Below are 17,287 nucleotides of genomic sequence, written 5' to 3'. Positions count from 1 at the left end.
GCCCGGTGGTCAACACCGGGCTTATTAAAAGTGAAGGGAATTAGCCGCCGAACTGATCCGGGTCGGGGCCCAGGCGTTTGCCCTGATCGAGCTTCGCAATCTCACCGAGTTCGTCTTTGTCGAGACGGAAATCCCAGACGTCGAAGTTCTCGGCAATACGCGATGGCGTGACGGATTTTGGGATCACCACCAGACCGTTATCCAGATGCCAGCGAATGACAATCTGTGCCGGGGTCTTACCGTACTTATCTGCCAGGTCACGAATGATTTTTTGATCGAAAACGCCTTCGCCGCCCTGTGCCAGCGGGCTCCAGGATTCCGTCTGGATTTTATGCGTCGCATTCCACGCATGTAGCTGGCGCTGTTGCATTAACGGATGCAGTTCGATCTGGTTAATCACCGGCGTGACGCCCGTTTCGTCAATCAGACGCTGGAGGTGGTTGACCTGGAAATTACACACACCAATGCTCTTAATCAGCCCCTCTTTTTGCAGCTCGATCATGCCTTGCCAGGCGGAAACATAGTGATCGATTGCCGGAACCGGCCAATGCATCAGATACAGGTCGAGATAATCCAACTGGAGTTTTTCCAGACTCTCCATCAACGCGTCGCGGGGGCGTTTCTGATCGTCATTCCACAGCTTGGTGGTGATGAACAACTCATCGCGGGGGAGACCTGCGCTGGCTAACGCTTTGCCGACGCCGTCTTCATTTTTGTATGCGGCGGCGGTATCTATGGACCGATAGCCGACTTCCAGTGCTTTATGAATGGCGGAGACGACCTCGTCGTTACCGGCTTTCCATACGCCTAACCCCAGTTGGGGCATTACGTTGCCATCCTGAAGCTTAATTACGGTTTGGTTTGCCATTTTTCCTCCTTCATGTGCTCATCACCGGAGGGGGACTCCGGTGATGTAAGGTGACTTAAGTCTGGACGAAATGCCCAAAAACGAAAGTCAGAGGTGAAAAAAGCTTAGCGGGCTGCCTCGTAAATGCGGCGGCTGACGTCCAGGGTAATGTCTTTATGCTCACCCAGTTGCGTCATGCCGTGCTCTTCCAGTTTCGCCAGCAGGGCCGGGATTGAACTGCCGTCAAGGCCATAGCCTGACAGGCGAGTCGGGACGCCCAGTTGCTCGAAGAAATTGCGGGTGGCTGCAATGGCGGCATCGATACGCTCATCTTCAGAACCGTCGGTGATGTTCCATACTCGCTCAGCATATTGCAGCAGTTTTTCGCGTTTGGTATCGCGTTTTTCATTCCATAGCGCGGGCAGAACGACCGCCAGCGTCTGAGCGTGATCCAGGCCGTGCATCGCCGTCAATTCGTGACCCAGCATATGGGTCGCCCAGTCCTGCGGCACGCCTGCACCAATCAGGCCGTTCAGTGCCTGAGTAGCTGCCCACATGACGTTGGCGCGAACATTGTAGTTTTCCGGGTCTTTCAGCGCTTTCGGGCCGTCTTCCACCAGCGTCAGCAGAATGCCTTCCGCGAAGCGATCCTGAATTTTGGCATCAACCGGATACGTGACGTACTGTTCAACGGTATGCACAAACGCATCAACCACGCCGTTCGCCACCTGGCGCGGCGGCAGGGTGTAGGTGTAAACCGGATCCAGTACCGCAAAGACTGGCTGCACATGCGCGGAATGGAAGGCCTGTTTGTCACCAGTGGTTTTACGCGAGATAACCGCGCCTTTGTTGGATTCAGAACCGGTCGCCGGTAGCGTCAGCACAGAGCCCATCGGGATGGCGCTTTTGATATCGCTACCGCTGGTCTGCAGGATGTGCCACGGGTCAACGCCATCCGCATAGTGGGCAGCAGCGGCGATGAATTTGGTACCATCAAGAACAGAACCCCCGCCGACAGCCAGCAGGAAGGTAATGTTCTCTTCACGGGCGATGTTGACTGCCTTCATCAGCGTTTCATACGACGGGTTAGGTTCGATGCCGCCAAATTCACGCACGTCCATCCCTTTCAGCGCATCCTGTACCTGCGCCAGTACGCCAGTTTTTTTCACGCTGCCGCCGCCATAGGTGATCAGCACGCGTGCGTCCTGTGGGATTTGTGCGCGCAGTTCAGCGATTGCGCCTTTACCAAACAGAATGCGGGTCGGGGTATGCAGATTAAAGTTATTCATTGCTCGTTCCCTTATGTGGGTAAAAAAAAGAGGGCAGGTGGGTCTGCCGGATGGAGAACATTGTGGTCGTGCGCGGCTATCCTCTCAATGCTCATTTCTGCCAATGTCTTGCCCATTTCTCCAGAGTGCTGGAGAAAAGCGATAAATTTGCGCACAATCAAGGCGTCGTCATCCGTTGAGAAAATAACCCGTTATGAACCGCGAAGAGATCTGTTTACTGCTGACAGATAAAGTTAAGCAGTTGAAAAGCAATGAACATAAGCTCAGTGAGCTGCTGCCGGACATCCGTCTGCTGTATGGTACAGAACCGGGTTTACGGACACCCGTGATGTACGACCCCGGCATCATATTTCTCTTTTCCGGCCATAAAATCGGTTACATCAATGAGCGGGTTTTCCGTTACGACGCCAATGAATACCTGCTGCTAACCGTACCTTTACCCTTCGAATGTGAAACTTATGCGACACCGGACGTACCGCTCGCCGGATTTCGCATCAATGTCGATATCCTGCAATTGCAGGAACTGCTGATGGATATTGGCGAGGACGAACATTTTCAGCCGTCGATGGCGGCAAGCGGGATCAACTCCGCCACGCTCTCTGAGGAGATCCTCTGCGCGGCAGAACGTCTGCTCGACGTTATGGAGCGACCGCTGGACGCGCGGATTCTCGGTAAACAGATTATCCGTGAAATCCTCTATCACGTGCTGACCGGGCCGCGCGGTGGCGCGCTGCTGGCGCTGGTGAGTCGTCAGACCCATTTCAGCCTGATTAGTCGCGTGCTCAAGCGCATTGAAAATAAGTACACCGAAAACCTCAACGTCGAGCAACTGGCGGCCGAAGCCAACATGAGCGTCTCTGCGTTCCACCATAATTTTAAGTCAGTGACCAGCACATCGCCGTTGCAGTACCTGAAAACCTATCGGTTACATAAAGCGCGGATGATGATGATTCACGACGGCATGAAGGCCAGTGCGGCGGCAATGCGGGTGGGTTATGAAAGCGCGTCGCAGTTCAGTCGTGAATTTAAACGCTATTTCGGTGTGACGCCGGGAGAAGATGCGGCGCGGATCCGCACCATGCAGGGGAGTTAACGTTATTGCGAGTCAGCCGGATGAGCGACGCGTCATCCGGCTGAATGCAGATCAGGCGCTGCAGTATTTCTTCTTAATCACCACCACCACCGTGCCGATCAACCCCGCTGCCAGCAGAAAAATGGGCAGGATCATCAGGAAGGTCATGACCTGATCTTCATGGCGCTTCACAAACGGGATCATGCTGAGTGCGTAGCCAAAGCTGGTGACCACGCCGACCCATAGCAGACCGCTCAGCCAGTTGAAAAACTGAAAGCGGCGGTTAGAGAGTCCGGAAATCCCCGCCATGGTGGGCAGCAGCGTGCGCACGAACGCCAGAAAACGTCCCGCCAGCAGCGCCAGCAGACCGTGACGGTCAAACATGCAGGTCGCGCGCTGGTGGTATTTCGCCGGAAGTTGCGCCAGCCAGCCTTTTACCGTTCGCGTGTTGCCCAGCCAGCGTCCCTGAATATAACTGAGCCAACAGCCGAGACTGGCCGCCGTCGTCAGGATCAGCAGGGTAGGGACAAAGCTCATGACGCCCTGCGCGACCAATGCGCCCGCTAAGAGCAGCAGGCTGTCGCCGGGTAAAAATGAGGCCGGTAACAGGCCATTCTCTAAAAACAGCGTGGCGAACATCACAAAGTAGACGACGCTAACAACATGTGGGTCCGCCAGCGCGGCAAAATCATGTTGCCAGAGCGCAGCGATAATATCTTGAATGACAGCCATGGACTTTCCTGTGGAACAGCGTTTACGCCTTAATGATCCTATTGTACTCCTGAACAGGCCCGGATGACTTGATCCCGGGCGCAACAAATGCAGACAATTTCGCTCGATGTGTCTGCACATATGTCCATTGGCGTCAATTTTACACGAGGCGGGAAAATCCGGCGGCTAAATCTGCCATCAGATCGTCAACATTCTCTAAACCAATGTGGAGACGAATCAGCGTGCCGCTGAAATCCACACCCCCTTCCGGGCGAATTTCTGCAATCTGTTCAGGCTGATTGGCCAGAATCAGCGACTCAAAACCGCCCCACGAATAGGCCATGCTGAAGAGGCTGAAGTGATCCAGATAAGCGGACAGCTCGTCATTATTGAGCTTTTTATTCAGCACAAATGAGAACAGGCCGCTGCTCCCCGTAAAGTCACGTTTCCAGAATTCGTGTCCTTTACTGCCTGGTAACGCCGGATGATTGACCCGTGCGACCTGCGGATGGGCTGCCAGCCATTCGGCAATCTTCAGACTGCTTTCATGATGCTGGCGCAGACGCACGCCCAGGGTGCGCAGCCCGCGGCTGGTCATATAGGCCGTATCGGCATCGACCATTTGTCCCATCAGATAGGCATTCTCACGCAATTGATCCCAGCAGCGGGCGTTCGAAACGGCAGTGCCGACCATGGCATCCGAGTGACCAATCAGGTACTTAGTCCCGGCCTGAATCGAGATATCAACGCCGAAGTCGAGGGCTTTAAACAATATGCCTGCCGCCCAGGTGTTATCGATCATAATGATGGCGTCCGGCACAACGCGTCTGACAGCGGCGACAATTGCCGGGACGTCGTGGACTTCCATGGTCACGGATCCCGGAGACTCGAGGAACACGACTTTGGTGTTGGGCTGAAGATGTTTAACAATGTCAGCGCCAATCAGCGGATCGAACCAGCCAGTCGTCACTCCCAGTTTGCCGAGGATTTTGGTGCAGAAATCCTGGCTCGGCTCATAGGCCGTATTGGTCATCAGCACGTGATCGCCCTGTTCGACAAAAGCCAGAATCGTATTGGCGACGGCCGCCGCGCCGCAGGGGAACAGCGCACAGCCCGCGCCGCCTTCGAGTTCGCACATCGCTTCCTGCAGCGAGAAATGGGTTAATGTGCCGCGACGTCCGTAAAAGAGTTCGCCGTTGGCGCGGTTGCGGGTGGCGTGCTTTTTGGCTTCGACCGTTTCAAAAACCAGCGAAGAAGCGCGCTGAATCACACTATTCACCGAGCCCAGCGTGTATTTTTTACTGCGCCCTGCGCCGACCAGTCGGGTGTCCAGTTGTTTATCTGCCATGTTGTGTTTCCTGTTTTTATACGTCTGGACGTCTAAACTATCACGAATGGAAAAATGCGCATCCTCAGGAACGGGATAAAGCACAATATTTTATCAAAATCGCCTCCCGTGACGTTTTACTGCGTAAGCGCAAGGAAAAGAAACCAAAGGTGCGGCACTATGTAAATAGTAATGAGAACGACTATCAATTCGACGTCGTTTTGATATTATTACGCTCAGAATTTGTGATTTGCGTCCTGGAGATACAGAGTGGGTAATAATTTGATGCAGACGGATCTTTCCGTCTGGGGTATGTATCAGCACGCCGATATCGTGGTTAAGTGCGTGATGATTGGTCTGATTCTGGCGTCAGTGGTCACCTGGGCTATCTTCTTCAGTAAGAGCGTGGAGTTCTTCTCCCAGAAGCGTCGGCTTAAGCGCGAACAACAACTGTTGGCGGAAGCCCGCTCTCTGGATCAGGCAAGCGATATTGCAGCAAACTTTGGTGCCAAAAGCTTAAGCACCCAATTGCTCAATGAAGCGCAGAACGAACTGGAACTGTCTCAGGGCAGTGAAGACAACGAAGGGATTAAAGAGCGTACCGGTTTTCGTCTGGAGCGTCGCGTTGCGGCGGCGGGACGTCATATGGGACGCGGAAATGGCTACCTGGCGACCATTGGGGCGATTTCACCGTTTGTCGGCCTGTTCGGTACGGTCTGGGGCATCATGAACAGCTTCATTGGGATTGCGCAAACGCAGACCACTAACCTCGCCGTCGTCGCCCCCGGCATTGCAGAAGCACTGTTGGCGACAGCTATCGGTCTGGTTGCGGCCATTCCTGCAGTGGTTATCTATAACATCTTTGCCCGTCAGATTGGCGGTCTTAAAGCGATGCTGGGCGATGTGGCAGCACAGGTGCTGTTACTGCAAAGCCGCGACCTGGATCTGGATGCAAGCGCATCTGCCCATCCGGTGCGTACCGCGCAGAAATTACGTGTAGGGTAATGTTTCATGGCAATGCGTCTTAATGAAAATCTGGACGATAACGGTGAAATGCATGAAATCAACGTGACGCCGTTCATCGACGTTATGCTGGTACTGCTGATCATCTTTATGGTGGCTGCGCCGCTGGCAACTGTGGATGTGAAGGTCAATCTGCCTGCGTCCTCCAGTACGCCGCAACCGCGCCCGGAAAAACCGGTGTATCTGTCGGTCAAAGCGGACAACAGCATGTTTATTGGTAACGATCCGGTGACGGACGAGACCATGGTGGCAGAACTGAACGCGCTGACCGAAGGGAAGAAAGACACCACGATCTTCTTCCGTGCGGATAAAACCGTCGACTATGAAACCCTGATGAAGGTGATGGACACGCTGCATCAGGCGGGTTATCTGAAGATCGGTCTGGTCGGCGAAGAGGTCGCGAAAGCGAAATAATCGTTGTCGCCACGGGCACAATGAGAAGAAAAGCCGGGTAAGGCGTTATCGCTGCCCGGCTTTTTTATTGCCCGTCGCGCCGGGTTTGTACCTGGTGTTCATTGAGCGCAACGCTGGTGATGGTAATCGTGCGGGTATTTCCTTCGGCCAGTTTACGCGTCAGTCGCAGCGTAGCGGTCTCACGAGCCAGCAAATGCTGCCAGGTGCTCTCCAGTCGCGCCATAATTTTATCACCCAGCGCCGGGTTCTGTTTGATAATGGCGTTGATCGTCGCGCCATAAATCTCTTCCTTCACCTGAAGCGCGTAAATTTCACGCCGGTTCTGCCATTTCAGACGAACCAGCGCCGCAGGAATAGAAGTCACTTCTTGCGCTACGCTTTCGAGGACCGCATTTTTATTGGCAATGAGCGCGGCAAGATTCTGCTTTAAGATAAATTGATCGCTTTTATTCTCATCCAAAGTCAAATAGACATTGTTATCTTCAACATCTTTAATCATTGTTCGTCGTCCAGAGAATAGAAAAGGGGCGAGTCTTTCTCCCGGGTAATTAAATTAAGCCAAATTTCGTTGCCGTTTTCATTTATATGCGTGGTCATTTCAGAGATTATTTTACTTAAGGTCTGGGCATCGATATCGCCTTCAGCCTGTAATGCATTAATAACCCGAGCGAAAGTCTCAATTTTTGCCACTCGCTCAAGACGTTCTTTAAAATGACGGTCACGTTCTTCGAGCAGGATATTTTTAGATTGTCCGGTGGCGGTTGTGCTAATTAAGATATCGGCCTCGTAATCGCTGAGGGTTGTTTTTCCCTGAGTGAAATTATCATTATTTTCAGCTGTTTCTTCCGTCTGACCTGAGGATGACAGATGAAAACGCGGTGGGACAAGGTGCTCGGGCAGCATGTCACAATATCCTTTAATATCAAATGTATAGTTATTTTTATTTGGCAGGTCGCGTTGACAATAACATGGGGTAATTTTAGAATCAAAAAAAATGGAGTCATTCTATGAACAGTATTTTTTACTCTGTCATTACCTTGCTATTGCTGACCGGCGGCGTGCTTTTATTAATGCGCGAGTTTAATAAACCGCGCAACGCTGAAGAACTGGCCTCTGCGACTCAATCAATACCGCTGACTAAAGAAGAGGGGGAGGACCATTTTTCCGCGCTGATGAATGCTATTACACCGGTATGGTACTGGCGCGTCAATCACGAATATATTGATTTCCTTCACGCAACAATAAAACGCATGACGATGGCGCAATTGAATGACACGCCAGGACTGTTTGACGCCCAGCGACGCTGCAGCGATCTCAATTCAGCGGTGTATAAATACTACGACACGATAAAAAAACGCTGTCTCAACGGCGAAAAAGTCCCCCATTCCGATCTCGATGTATTGAACTTACGCCAGTGCTTTCGGGAGTTTAGCGTCGAGGCGTATCCGTCGCTGGTGGCACTGGTGTGGCCCGAGTATCAGCGCCCGTGGATCAATCCCGACGAAGTTTGAGGGGGATGTTGATCTGATGTTGCACTGTTGGGATATACTGTCGCCCGGTTTTTGCTACATCACAGGAATTTATGGAACGCTTTCTCGAAAACGTTATGTATGCGTCTCGCTGGCTGCTGGCCCCGGTCTACTTTGGTTTGTCGCTGGCGCTGGTTGCGCTGGCGCTAAAATTCTTTCAGGAAATTTTTCATGTTCTGCCCAATATCTTTTCGATGGCAGAAGCTGACCTGATTCTGGTGCTGCTGTCGCTGGTGGATATGACGCTGGTCGGGGGACTGCTGGTGATGGTGATGTTTTCCGGCTATGAGAATTTCGTCTCGCAGCTCGATATCGCTGAGGGACGGGAAAAGCTGAACTGGCTGGGGAAGATGGATGCGACCTCACTGAAAAACAAAGTTGCGGCCTCGATTGTCGCCATCTCTTCCATTCATCTGTTGCGGGTATTTATGGATGCGAAAAACGTGCCGGATAACAAGCTGATGTGGTACGTCATTATCCATCTCACTTTCGTCTTGTCGGCGTTTGTGATGGGCTATCTTGACCGGTTAACTCGCCATAAGCATTGACAGAACAGGCCGGGCAGCCGTTGTCGCTACCCGGCGCTGAACGTTACTTATCGGACGATGCCTGCCAGAGGTTCAGTTGGCCGTCAGCGACATGCTTATCAATCTGTGTCAGCTCTTCTGCGGTGAACGACAGATTTTTCAACGCCTGAACGTTTTCTTCCAGTTGCTCCGGACGGCTCGCGCCAATCAGCACGGAAGTGACGCGATCGTCTTTCAGCAGCCAGCTAAGCGCCATTTGCGCCATTGACTGACCGCGCTGCTGCGCCATCTCATTCAGTAAACGCAGACTGCTGAGGTTAGCTTCCGTCAGCATATTCTCTGTCAGACCCCGCACTTTCTTCCCTTCGCGCTGCATACGTGAGCCGTCCGGGATACCGTTCAAATACTTCCCGGTGAGCAATCCCTGCGCCAGTGGCGTAAAGGCGATGCAGCCCACGCCGTTGGCTTTCAACGTATCCAGTAAACCGCTTTTATCCACCCAGCGGTTCAGCAGGTTGTAAGAAGGCTGATGGATTAGCAGCGGGATCTTCCACTCGCGTAAAAGCTCTGCCATTTTTTGCGTCCGTTCCGGCGAGTATGACGAAATGCCAACATACAGCGCCTTCCCGCTTTGCACGGCGTGCGCCAGTGCGGAGGCCGTCTCTTCCATCGGCGTGTTTTCATCCACGCGATGAGAATAGAAAATATCGACGTAATCCAGACCCATTCGCTTCAGGCTTTGATCGAGACTGGCGAGCAGATATTTACGCGAGCCGCCGGAGCCATAAGGACCTGGCCACATGTCATAACCGGCTTTGGTCGAAATGATCAGCTCATCGCGCCAGGCAGCAAAGTCTTTGCGTAGCAGGCGACCAAAGTTTTCTTCCGCGCTGCCCGGAGGCGGCCCGTAGTTGTTGGCTAAGTCAAAGTGAGTGATGCCTAAATCAAAGGCTTTTCGCAGCAGCGCGCGCTGCGAGTCGAGGGCTTGGACGTGACCGAAGCTGTGCCACAGACCGAGCGATAGCGCAGGCAGTCGGAGGCCGCTTTTACCGCAGTAGCGGTACTGCATATTCTCATAGCGGTCAGGGGAGGCGTTCCAGGACATGATGTCTCCTTTCTTGTGATGAATTTTCGAAACAGCGTTTTCATTCTATGCTTATAAAATCACAAATCCCGGAGATATGCGATGACGCGTCTGACAGCCAAAGATTTTCCGCAAGAATTACTCGATTATTATGACTACTACGCACACGGGAAAATCTCAAAACGGGAGTTCCTCAATCTCGCGGCAAAGTACGCCGTTGGCGGGGTGACGGCGCTGGCGCTGTTCAATATGCTCAAGCCCAACTATGCGCTGGCGGAACAGGTGAAATTTACCGATCCCGATATTTTGCCTGAATATATTCACTATCCGTCGCCAAACGGCCATGGCAGCGTGCGCGGCTATCTGGTGAAACCGGCCAACACAACGGGCAAGGTCCCCGCCGTGGTGGTGGTGCATGAGAACCGGGGGCTGAATCCCTATATTGAAGATGTCGCAAGGCGGGTAGCAAAAGCAGGTTACATTGCGTTGGCGCCCGACGGTTTAAGCTCGGTGGGCGGGTATCCTGGAAACGATGAAGAAGGGAAGGTCTTGCAGCAGAAAGTGGATCCGACAAAGCTGATGAATGACTTTTTCGCTGCCGTCGAGTTTATGAAACAACACCCGGACGCCAGCGGCAAAGTGGGGATCACCGGATTTTGTTACGGCGGCGGAGTCTCAAATGCCGCTGCCGTGGCCTATCCGGAACTGGCGTGTGCGGTGCCGTTTTATGGCCGCCAGCCTGCCGCTGCGGATGTGCCGAAGATAAAAGCGCCGATACTGCTGCATTACGCGGCGCTGGATAAAAATATCAATGAAGGCTGGCCCGCCTATGAAGCCGCGTTGAAGGCCAACAATAAGGTCTATGAAGCCTGGGTCTATCCCGGGGTAAACCACGGATTTCATAATGATTCCACACCACGTTATGACGAGGCTGCCGCCGAATTAGCGTGGAAGCGGACACTGGAATGGTTTGATAAATATTTGAACTAACTGAAAAAGTGCCCGGCAGGCGTAGCACCGCCGGGCACTCTGTCTCGCTTAGAAGCTGTAGCTCATCCCTGCCTGCACACTGGCATCGTTATCCACGTCACCTGTTCCTACATAGATACCGGTATTCACCACGAAGTGATGTGCGATGGTCGCGTTGATGCCCGCGCCAAAGATGCCCATTGTGTTGTTATGGCCCGCAGTGTTGTGATAGTCCGCTGCCTTGATGTCGGTATCATCACTGAACTCTTTCTGGAAGCGTGCGTCGATCCACGGCATGACCTGCACGTTCTTATTCAGATCGCGAATCGCTGTCGTCAGACGAATACCCGCGCCGCCGTTCCAGGAGGAAACCTGACTGTCAGAGAACGTAATCTGCTGGTCGGAGAAACCATCGGCTTTGGTTTGATCCCAACCCAGTGTGGCATAGGGTTGCAGCAGCGTGTCGCCTGGCAGCAGGATATTGACGCCGGTGCGGCCTTGCGCCATATACAGGCTGCCATCGGTCGACCCGCTCAGCGCTTCGGTCATACCGCTGGTATCGCCGGTCACATTGTTGGCTGACAGCGAGTAACGCATGTCACCGTAGCTAAAGCTGCCATCGGCAAACAGACCCCAGTCCTTACCGTTCAGCGCCTGCTGCCATCCGCCGTACAGGCTGTAATAGTTACCGTAAACCGTGTCTTTGAAGCTATCCGCGCTGTTGCTGGTGTCCTGCACGCGACTGCGGGTCCAGGCCAGTGCGATACCACCCGTTACGCTGTCGCCGTTATCCAGATGCGCCGTCCAGTCAACGCCGCCCTGTGCGCCCTGGGTGATGCTCTTGTAATCGACATCGTTGCTGAAGTTACCATTCTGGTACAGGAAGTCGCCCCACACCTGCGCTCCGTCCTGTTGTTCGCCAAACAGGCTGGCGAGATGAACCTGATTCATATGATTGCTGATATCGTCAGCGACCTGATGGCCCGCCTGTTCAGCGGCATCCAGACCGGCAATCAGCCCCTGAACGTCGCTTGCCAGCGATCCTTTTGAACTGCTGAACAGGATATTCCAGGTCTGGCTATTCTCCGCTTTCAGCCTCGTCTGCGGTGCGGTGTCGGCGGCGACAATGTCCAGACTATTGTCGTAGTTGTAGGCGCCACTACGGTTTTCAACGGACTGCTGTCCATTGGTAAACGAGGCGCCGGCATAGCTCTGCGGCGTCGAGGTGCCCGTGGTAGTGAAAGTGCCCAGCTTCAGGTTTGACTGATTCTGTGAGGAAGGGGAAATCGAGCTTACCACGACGGCATTGTTCGTACCGGTAATGGTGCCAAAATCAACAAAGCTGTCGGTACTCATATTGACGGACGCATTGCTGCCCGTGGTGCTGGCGATCAGCCTTGAACCATTTTGCAGATTCCAGGTTGTCGCATCGTTAATTGTATCGATGTTGATGTTGTTGTTACTGGTCGTATTGACCGTTTCGAACTGACTGATTTGACCGGAGACAGAACTTCCCGCGTCCATAGACAGGGTATCGCTGCCGTCGCCGCCGTTAACATTACCGCTCACGTGGGAGTTATTGGTCAGTACCAGCGTGTCATTGCCTGTCCCTGTCGTAATATCGCCGTTGACGTTCGCATTATTTTGCAGAGTGATGGTGGTATTGCCGCTGTTCGTACTGGCGTCTACATCGCCATTAATGACGCTGTTATCGACCAGAACGTTATTATTTGATTGGCCACTCAGAATGACATTACCGTTGATGACGCTGTTGTTGGTGAGAGAAAGGCGGGTGGTGCCATTTTCATTGTCTGCCCCCACATCACCGGTGACGGTACTGTGACTCATCGTCAGCGTTGTGTTGGTGGTACCGAACATCGCAACAGTGATATCACCATACGTATTAAGGTTGGTATCTTCAAATATCGTATCGTTCAGGAAGTCCGCAGCCTGGTCGGGATTTAACGCTACTCGACTCTCGGTGCCGTTTACTGTTGTATTGGTCAGTGAAATGGTCGTATCAGAATTTTCGCTACCGGCGTAAATACCGCCTTTATCCAGGGTGCTGTCGCTCATGGATATCGTTTGTGCGCCCGCGCCACCACTCATAATGCTGCCGTGCAAAACGCTGCCATTGGCAATATTGGCAGTATGATAACCGTCATCCGCCGGGTCGAGATAAATCGCTGCACCCAACATGTAATTTTTATTGTTGGGGTAGGAAATCGCATCATTTTCGCCATTTAGCGTCGAATGATTGACGGTGACAGTGGTATTGGTGGTGGTGCCGACATCACCCACTTCTATCATATCGACGGTTGCGCCGTTCATGACGGTGATATTTGCCGTACCGCCTTTGCTGCCCTGAATGTAACTGCCCGTCATATTGGTTCCGTTGACGGTTAATGACTGGGTTTCGCCCGCATTTTTATGGCCATTCATAAAAATTGAACCGGACGTCGGGTCTGCCATCACGGCGTTTGTGACGCCAGTGTCTTGCTGATAAACATTAATCCCGCTGGCCGTTGCCGCTCTTAAGCCACAGGTTTGTGAGGTATTTCCCTCAGTGCAGGTCGAGTTGGTTGAGGCTAAAGCATGAGTACTAAATGAGGCTAAAGCGACTAAAACACATTGCGACAACACTGTGCGGTTCATTAATTTGCGCATTTTTTATTCCATTAAACGTAGGGAGTGAATTTGATCTCTTTTTAATGGAAATAATCGCGATTAAGAAACATCTTAAGCTGTGTTGATGTAATAAAGTCTAAAATTGGACTGAAAAAATATCATGCGTGATGGCTATTTAAATTAATTAATTCACATGATTACATTTTTTCTATCAATGCAACTGTGCACTTAGCGGACAAATTATTAGTGTTTTATCCAAAATTGGACAACATTCATAGATGCTACCATTCAGAATGGCATGCCTCATTCGGGATGGGTAAATAATTTGCTGAGTCAGTGTTTTACATTTCAACATTCCCTGAAAAAAATAAACACGTAATTTCCAGAGGGATTTTCATCTTCTGAGCATGTGTTTCCTGGGAAATGAAAGGGATCGAAAATTTTTATAAAAATACCTACGAAAGATTATAACTTCGCCCGTTTCTGCCGATAACGAGGTTAAGACTCGCCTCTGGGCGACTTTTCCCTAACGGCAAGGAACATATATGTACATACTGCGTAATTTCACCATTCGGGCCGTCATGCTGACGATCCTGGGTATTTTCTGTTTAATGTGGGTGGGTGTGGGTCTGTACAGCACCTGGTCTCTTTCCCGTGTCGCTGAAGGCAACGAAGTCGATCGCCATCTTGTTCGCCAGATGACGGTGCTCAGCCAGGGCAACGATCAGTATTTCCGCTTTGTTACCCGTCTCAGTCGCGCGATGGAACTGAAAGCCAGCGGCGGCACGCCGGATTTCGCTCCCGTGCAGCAGGCGCTGGATAACATGAGCAAAAATCTGCAAGAGATGAAAACTCTTTCGCCGGGCCCGATGGATCCCGAGGTGTCTGCCGCCGTGCTGGCAAGCTGGCAGGATCTGCTTGATAAGGGTGTCACGCCGCAAATGCAGCTGGCACAACAGGGTACCCAGAGTGCCTGGAGCGAGCAGGCAAACAAGGTGACGCCGGTATTGAGCCGGGCGTTTGGTGCCAGTGCGGAACGTTTTAATAAAACTGCAGGCGTCATGCTGGATCAAACCCGCGTGATGGTAGATGGCAAAACGTCGATCATCCGTACGCTGATCATCGGTGCGGTGATCCTGGGTATCGCGATCCTCTTCTTCACCGATCGCTATCTGGTGACCATGCTGGTGAAACCGCTGGCGCGGATCCGCCAGCAGTTTCGCCAGATAGCTCAGGGCGATCTCAGTCAGCCGATTGACGATATTGGCCGCAACTGCGTCGGCCAGCTAGTGCCTTTATTACGGGCGATGCAGGACAGCCTGCGCGACGCGGTAAACACGATCCGTTCCGGCAGCGACAATATCTGGCGTGGCGCCACTGAAATCTCCAGCGGCAACAACGATCTTTCGTCGCGAACGGAAGAGCAGGCTGCGGCGCTGGAGGAGACCGCTGCCAGCATGGAACAGCTCACCGCTACGGTGAAACTGAATGCGGATAACGCCCGTCAGGCAAGTCTTCTGGCGGATGCGGCATCACGCACGGCAGGGAAAGGCGGTTCGCTGGTGTCCGAAGTGGTCGAGACCATGGACGGGATTTCCGCCAGCTCGAAGCAGATTGCGGAAATAACGACCGTCATCAATAGCATTGCCTTCCAGACCAACATTCTTGCATTGAACGCTGCGGTCGAAGCCGCGCGTGCGGGTGAGCAAGGGCGTGGTTTTGCTGTCGTCGCCGGTGAAGTGCGTAATCTGGCAAGCCGCAGTGCGAATGCGGCAAAAGAGATTGAAACACTGATTGCCGAATCCGTGCGTCGCGTCGACCATGGCGCGGTGCTGGTGAAGGATACCGGCTCAACGATGGAGGCGATCCTGCGTGGCGTGACGGAAGTCGATACCATCATGAAACAAATTGCCTCGGCGTCTGAGGAACAGAGCAAAGGGATTTCGCAGGTCGGCGTCGCGATTACTCAAATGGATGGCGTTACGCAGCAAAACGCCGCGCTGGTGGAGCAGGTTTCCGCCGCCGCCGCCGCGCTGGAGAGACAGACGGAAGATTTACAACGTTCCGTACAACAGTTCCGGTTGTCGCAAAATGACACGCCCAATCTCCCCGCCAAAAGTGTGGCACCCGCCGGTCAACGCCGCACGGAAACCGCTGCGCCAGGCGATGAGTGGGTGGCGTTCTAAGGGAGAGTAAAAAAGTCGCTGAACCCTCTGGCCTTTGTTTAAAAGATCGCTATATAATTTATTATATAGCGATTGAGGAGGGGTCATGAATAATCATTTTGGCAAGGGCCTGATGGCCGGATTAAGCGCCACGCAAGCGGACAGCGCTCGCAATGTGGTGGATTTTTGCTCGGATTATAAGCGCGGATTTGTATTAGGATTCTCGCATCGCATGTTTGAAAAAACCGGCGACAGACAACTCAGCGCCTGGGAGGCAGGGATCCTGACGCGGCGTTATGGGCTGGATAAAGAAATGGTGATGGACTTCTTTCGGGAAAATCAATCCAGCACCACAATTCGCTTTTTCATGGCGGGTTATCGACTCGAAGGTTGATCCAAAGGGGGTATTATCTTGCTTTAATTAATTACACTAGCCGCTACTCCCTTCGTTTTATTATTCCATCGCAGTATCATAGGCTACATAACCATAACAAAAGTGTGGTAAATGGCGCACCGATCGCAGTTACGGATTTGTGGTTGGTGCAAAATAAGAGCCAGGTCTTCGTAACGGAATAACTATAAAATGACTGGAGATAACACTCTCATTAATTCCCATGGCGTAAACCGTCGTGATTTCATGAAGCTTTGTGCAGCACTCGCCGCCACGATGGGGCTCAGTAGCAAAGCCGCCGCCGAAATGGCTGAATCGGTATCTCGTCCACAGCGCCCGCCGGTTGTCTGGATTGGTGCTCAGGAATGCACGGGCTGTACCGAATCCCTCCTTCGCGCGACCCACCCCACGGTAGAAAACCTTGTTCTGGAGACCATCTCTCTGGAATATCATGAGGTACTTTCCGCTGCCTTCGGCCACCAGGTTGAAGAGAACAAACACAATGCGCTCGAGAAGTACAAAGGGCAGTATGTGTTGGTCGTTGATGGTTCCATCCCATTAAAAGATAACGGTATTTACTGCATGGTTGCCGGTGAGCCGATTGTGGATCATATCCGCAAAGCGGCAGAAGGCGCGGCAGCGATTATCGCTATCGGTTCCTGTGCCGCATGGGGTGGTGTTGCCGCTGCCGGCGTGAACCCGACCGGTGCGGTTGGCCTGCAGGAAGTTCTGCCAGGTAAAACCATCATCAACATTCCGGGCTGCCCGCCGAACCCGCATAACTTCCTGGCGACCGTCGCCCATATCATCACCTGGGGCAAACCGCCGAAGCTGGATGCGAAAAACCGTCCGACCTTCGCCTATGGCCGCCTGATTCACGAACACTGCGAACGTCGTCCGCACTTCGATGCTGGTCGCTTCGCGAAAGAGTTCGGCGATGAAGGCCACCGCGAAGGCTGGTGCCTCTACCACCTCGGCTGTAAAGGGCCAGAAACCTGGGGCAACTGCTCTACACTGCAATTCTGCGACGTTGGCGGCGTCTGGCCGGTGGCGATTGGTCACCCATGCTACGGCTGCAACGAAGAAGGCGTTGGTTTCCATAAGGGCATTCACCAACTTGCTCACGTGGAAAATCAGACCCCCCGCTCCGAAAAACCTGATGTGAACATGAAAGAGGGCGGCAACATTTCTGCCGGCGCTATCGGGTTGCTTGGCGGCGTTGTCGGTCTGGTGGCCGGCGTCAGCGTGATGGCGGTACGTGAACTGGGGCGTCAGCAAAAGAAAGATAACGCTGACTCACGGGGAGAATAA

The 17,287-nt window shown here is 52.9% G+C and carries 17 protein-coding genes; 9 read left to right on the top strand and 8 right to left on the bottom strand.

Annotation, left to right across the window (positions count from 1 at the left end):
* Positions 1-40: 40 nt before the first annotated feature.
* On the bottom strand, positions 41-868 hold the full coding sequence (dkgA, locus tag WM46_RS16030) for a 2,5-didehydrogluconate reductase DkgA (RefSeq protein ID WP_061076289.1): 828 nt from the start codon (positions 866-868) through the stop codon (positions 41-43).
* A 104-nt stretch (positions 869-972) separates the two neighbouring features.
* The gene (gene yqhD, locus WM46_RS16025; RefSeq protein WP_102602804.1) at positions 973-2,136 is read right to left on the bottom strand and encodes an alcohol dehydrogenase; all 1,164 of its coding nucleotides are present in this window, start codon (positions 2,134-2,136) and stop codon (positions 973-975) included.
* 193 nt (positions 2,137-2,329) lie between these two features.
* Between yqhD and WM46_RS16020 the strand changes: the two genes are divergently transcribed.
* Entirely contained in the window at positions 2,330-3,229 is a 900-nt protein-coding gene (locus tag WM46_RS16020; RefSeq protein ID WP_102602803.1) for an AraC family transcriptional regulator, read from the top strand.
* A 51-nt stretch (positions 3,230-3,280) separates the two neighbouring features.
* On the opposite strand, the gene yghB is transcribed toward WM46_RS16020, so the two are convergent.
* Both yghB and metC read right to left on the bottom strand, forming a co-directional pair.
* Entirely contained in the window at positions 3,281-3,940 is a 660-nt protein-coding gene (gene yghB, locus WM46_RS16015; RefSeq protein WP_042998153.1) for a DedA family general envelope maintenance protein YghB, read from the bottom strand.
* A 139-nt stretch (positions 3,941-4,079) separates the two neighbouring features.
* Positions 4,080-5,267: a cystathionine beta-lyase gene (gene metC / locus WM46_RS16010; protein ID WP_061076292.1), complete on the bottom strand. Its 1,188-nt coding sequence runs from the start codon at positions 5,265-5,267 to the stop codon at positions 4,080-4,082.
* Between the two features lie 249 nt (positions 5,268-5,516).
* Here metC and exbB point away from each other — a divergent pair, with 249 nt between their 5' ends.
* Together exbB and exbD are read left to right on the top strand one after the other, a co-directional pair.
* On the top strand, positions 5,517-6,251 hold the full coding sequence (gene exbB / locus WM46_RS16000) for a tol-pal system-associated acyl-CoA thioesterase (protein WP_042324209.1): 735 nt from the start codon (positions 5,517-5,519) through the stop codon (positions 6,249-6,251).
* A 6-nt stretch (positions 6,252-6,257) separates the two neighbouring features.
* Positions 6,258-6,683 (top strand): TonB system transport protein ExbD, encoded by a 426-nt coding sequence (gene exbD, locus WM46_RS15995; protein ID WP_042324207.1) that lies wholly within the window; start codon positions 6,258-6,260, stop codon positions 6,681-6,683.
* Positions 6,684-6,747: 64 nt separating this feature from the next.
* Here exbD and WM46_RS15990 read toward each other — a convergent pair whose 3' ends face one another.
* Positions 6,748-7,179, bottom strand: coding sequence for a cytoplasmic protein (locus tag WM46_RS15990; RefSeq protein ID WP_102603842.1), 432 nt, complete (start codon positions 7,177-7,179; stop codon positions 6,748-6,750).
* Positions 7,179-7,586: a hypothetical protein gene (locus WM46_RS15985; RefSeq protein ID WP_102602802.1), complete on the bottom strand. Its 408-nt coding sequence runs from the start codon at positions 7,584-7,586 to the stop codon at positions 7,179-7,181. The genes WM46_RS15990 and WM46_RS15985 overlap by 1 nt, the downstream gene beginning before the upstream one ends.
* Positions 7,587-7,690: 104 nt before the next feature.
* Between WM46_RS15985 and WM46_RS15980 the strand changes: the two genes are divergently transcribed.
* Together WM46_RS15980 and WM46_RS15975 are read left to right on the top strand one after the other, a co-directional pair.
* Positions 7,691-8,194 (top strand): ESA_00282 family adhesion-associated protein, encoded by a 504-nt coding sequence (locus WM46_RS15980; RefSeq protein WP_061076294.1) that lies wholly within the window; start codon positions 7,691-7,693, stop codon positions 8,192-8,194.
* Positions 8,195-8,265: 71 nt separating this feature from the next.
* Positions 8,266-8,760, top strand: coding sequence for a TIGR00645 family protein (locus WM46_RS15975; protein WP_061076295.1), 495 nt, complete (start codon positions 8,266-8,268; stop codon positions 8,758-8,760).
* A 43-nt stretch (positions 8,761-8,803) separates the two neighbouring features.
* Here WM46_RS15975 and WM46_RS15970 read toward each other — a convergent pair whose 3' ends face one another.
* Positions 8,804-9,844, bottom strand: coding sequence for an aldo/keto reductase (locus WM46_RS15970; protein WP_061076296.1), 1,041 nt, complete (start codon positions 9,842-9,844; stop codon positions 8,804-8,806).
* Positions 9,845-9,925: 81 nt separating this feature from the next.
* Between WM46_RS15970 and yghX the strand changes: the two genes are divergently transcribed.
* Positions 9,926-10,813 (top strand): YghX family hydrolase, encoded by an 888-nt coding sequence (gene yghX / locus WM46_RS15965; protein ID WP_061076297.1) that lies wholly within the window; start codon positions 9,926-9,928, stop codon positions 10,811-10,813.
* 48 nt (positions 10,814-10,861) lie between these two features.
* Here the strand turns inward: yghX and WM46_RS15960 are convergent, their stop codons facing one another.
* The gene (locus WM46_RS15960) at positions 10,862-13,234 is read right to left on the bottom strand and encodes an autotransporter domain-containing protein (RefSeq protein WP_262360400.1); all 2,373 of its coding nucleotides are present in this window, start codon (positions 13,232-13,234) and stop codon (positions 10,862-10,864) included.
* Positions 13,235-13,965: 731 nt separating this feature from the next.
* Between WM46_RS15960 and WM46_RS15955 the strand changes: the two genes are divergently transcribed.
* The 3 genes from WM46_RS15955 (at position 13,966) to hybO (ending at position 17,287) form a co-directional block, all read left to right on the top strand.
* Complete coding sequence (locus WM46_RS15955) at positions 13,966-15,606, top strand: methyl-accepting chemotaxis protein (protein WP_061076299.1); 1,641 nt, start codon at positions 13,966-13,968, stop codon at positions 15,604-15,606.
* Positions 15,607-15,691: 85 nt separating this feature from the next.
* Entirely contained in the window at positions 15,692-15,979 is a 288-nt protein-coding gene (locus WM46_RS15950; RefSeq protein ID WP_061076300.1) for a DUF2623 family protein, read from the top strand.
* 189 nt (positions 15,980-16,168) lie between these two features.
* Positions 16,169-17,287 (top strand): hydrogenase 2 small subunit, encoded by a 1,119-nt coding sequence (gene hybO / locus WM46_RS15945; RefSeq protein ID WP_042998143.1) that lies wholly within the window; start codon positions 16,169-16,171, stop codon positions 17,285-17,287.

Origin of the sequence: Citrobacter freundii complex sp. CFNIH2 (assembly GCF_002880615.1) — a bacterium.
In the GTDB taxonomy this organism is placed as follows: Bacteria; Pseudomonadota; Gammaproteobacteria; order Enterobacterales; family Enterobacteriaceae; genus Citrobacter_A; species Citrobacter_A amalonaticus_F.
The sequence above is the reverse complement of the archived record's forward strand: the minus strand, read 5'-3'. Positions and strand labels throughout refer to the sequence as shown.

What these genes read in the sequence shown, in the direction of transcription:
- WM46_RS16020 (WP_102602803.1), top strand. Translation starts at nt 2,330, where the DNA reads ATGAACCGCGAAGAGATCTGTTTACTGCTGACAGATAAAGTTAAGCAG.
- WM46_RS15975 (WP_061076295.1), top strand. Translation starts at nt 8,266, where the DNA reads ATGGAACGCTTTCTCGAAAACGTTATGTATGCGTCTCGCTGGCTGCTG.
- WM46_RS15955 (WP_061076299.1), top strand. Translation starts at nt 13,966, where the DNA reads ATGTACATACTGCGTAATTTCACCATTCGGGCCGTCATGCTGACGATC.
- WM46_RS15950 (WP_061076300.1), top strand. Translation starts at nt 15,692, where the DNA reads ATGAATAATCATTTTGGCAAGGGCCTGATGGCCGGATTAAGCGCCACG.
- WM46_RS15970 (WP_061076296.1), bottom strand. Translation starts at nt 9,844, where the DNA reads ATGTCCTGGAACGCCTCCCCTGACCGCTATGAGAATATGCAGTACCGC.
- exbD (WP_042324207.1), top strand. Translation starts at nt 6,258, where the DNA reads ATGGCAATGCGTCTTAATGAAAATCTGGACGATAACGGTGAAATGCAT.
- yqhD (WP_102602804.1), bottom strand. Translation starts at nt 2,136, where the DNA reads ATGAATAACTTTAATCTGCATACCCCGACCCGCATTCTGTTTGGTAAA.
- hybO (WP_042998143.1), top strand. Translation starts at nt 16,169, where the DNA reads ATGACTGGAGATAACACTCTCATTAATTCCCATGGCGTAAACCGTCGT.
- yghB (WP_042998153.1), bottom strand. Translation starts at nt 3,940, where the DNA reads ATGGCTGTCATTCAAGATATTATCGCTGCGCTCTGGCAACATGATTTT.
- yghX (WP_061076297.1), top strand. Translation starts at nt 9,926, where the DNA reads ATGACGCGTCTGACAGCCAAAGATTTTCCGCAAGAATTACTCGATTAT.
- metC (WP_061076292.1), bottom strand. Translation starts at nt 5,267, where the DNA reads ATGGCAGATAAACAACTGGACACCCGACTGGTCGGCGCAGGGCGCAGT.
- WM46_RS15980 (WP_061076294.1), top strand. Translation starts at nt 7,691, where the DNA reads ATGAACAGTATTTTTTACTCTGTCATTACCTTGCTATTGCTGACCGGC.
- WM46_RS15960 (WP_262360400.1), bottom strand. Translation starts at nt 13,234, where the DNA reads ATGAATGGCCATAAAAATGCGGGCGAAACCCAGTCATTAACCGTCAAC.
- dkgA (WP_061076289.1), bottom strand. Translation starts at nt 868, where the DNA reads ATGGCAAACCAAACCGTAATTAAGCTTCAGGATGGCAACGTAATGCCC.
- WM46_RS15985 (WP_102602802.1), bottom strand. Translation starts at nt 7,586, where the DNA reads ATGCTGCCCGAGCACCTTGTCCCACCGCGTTTTCATCTGTCATCCTCA.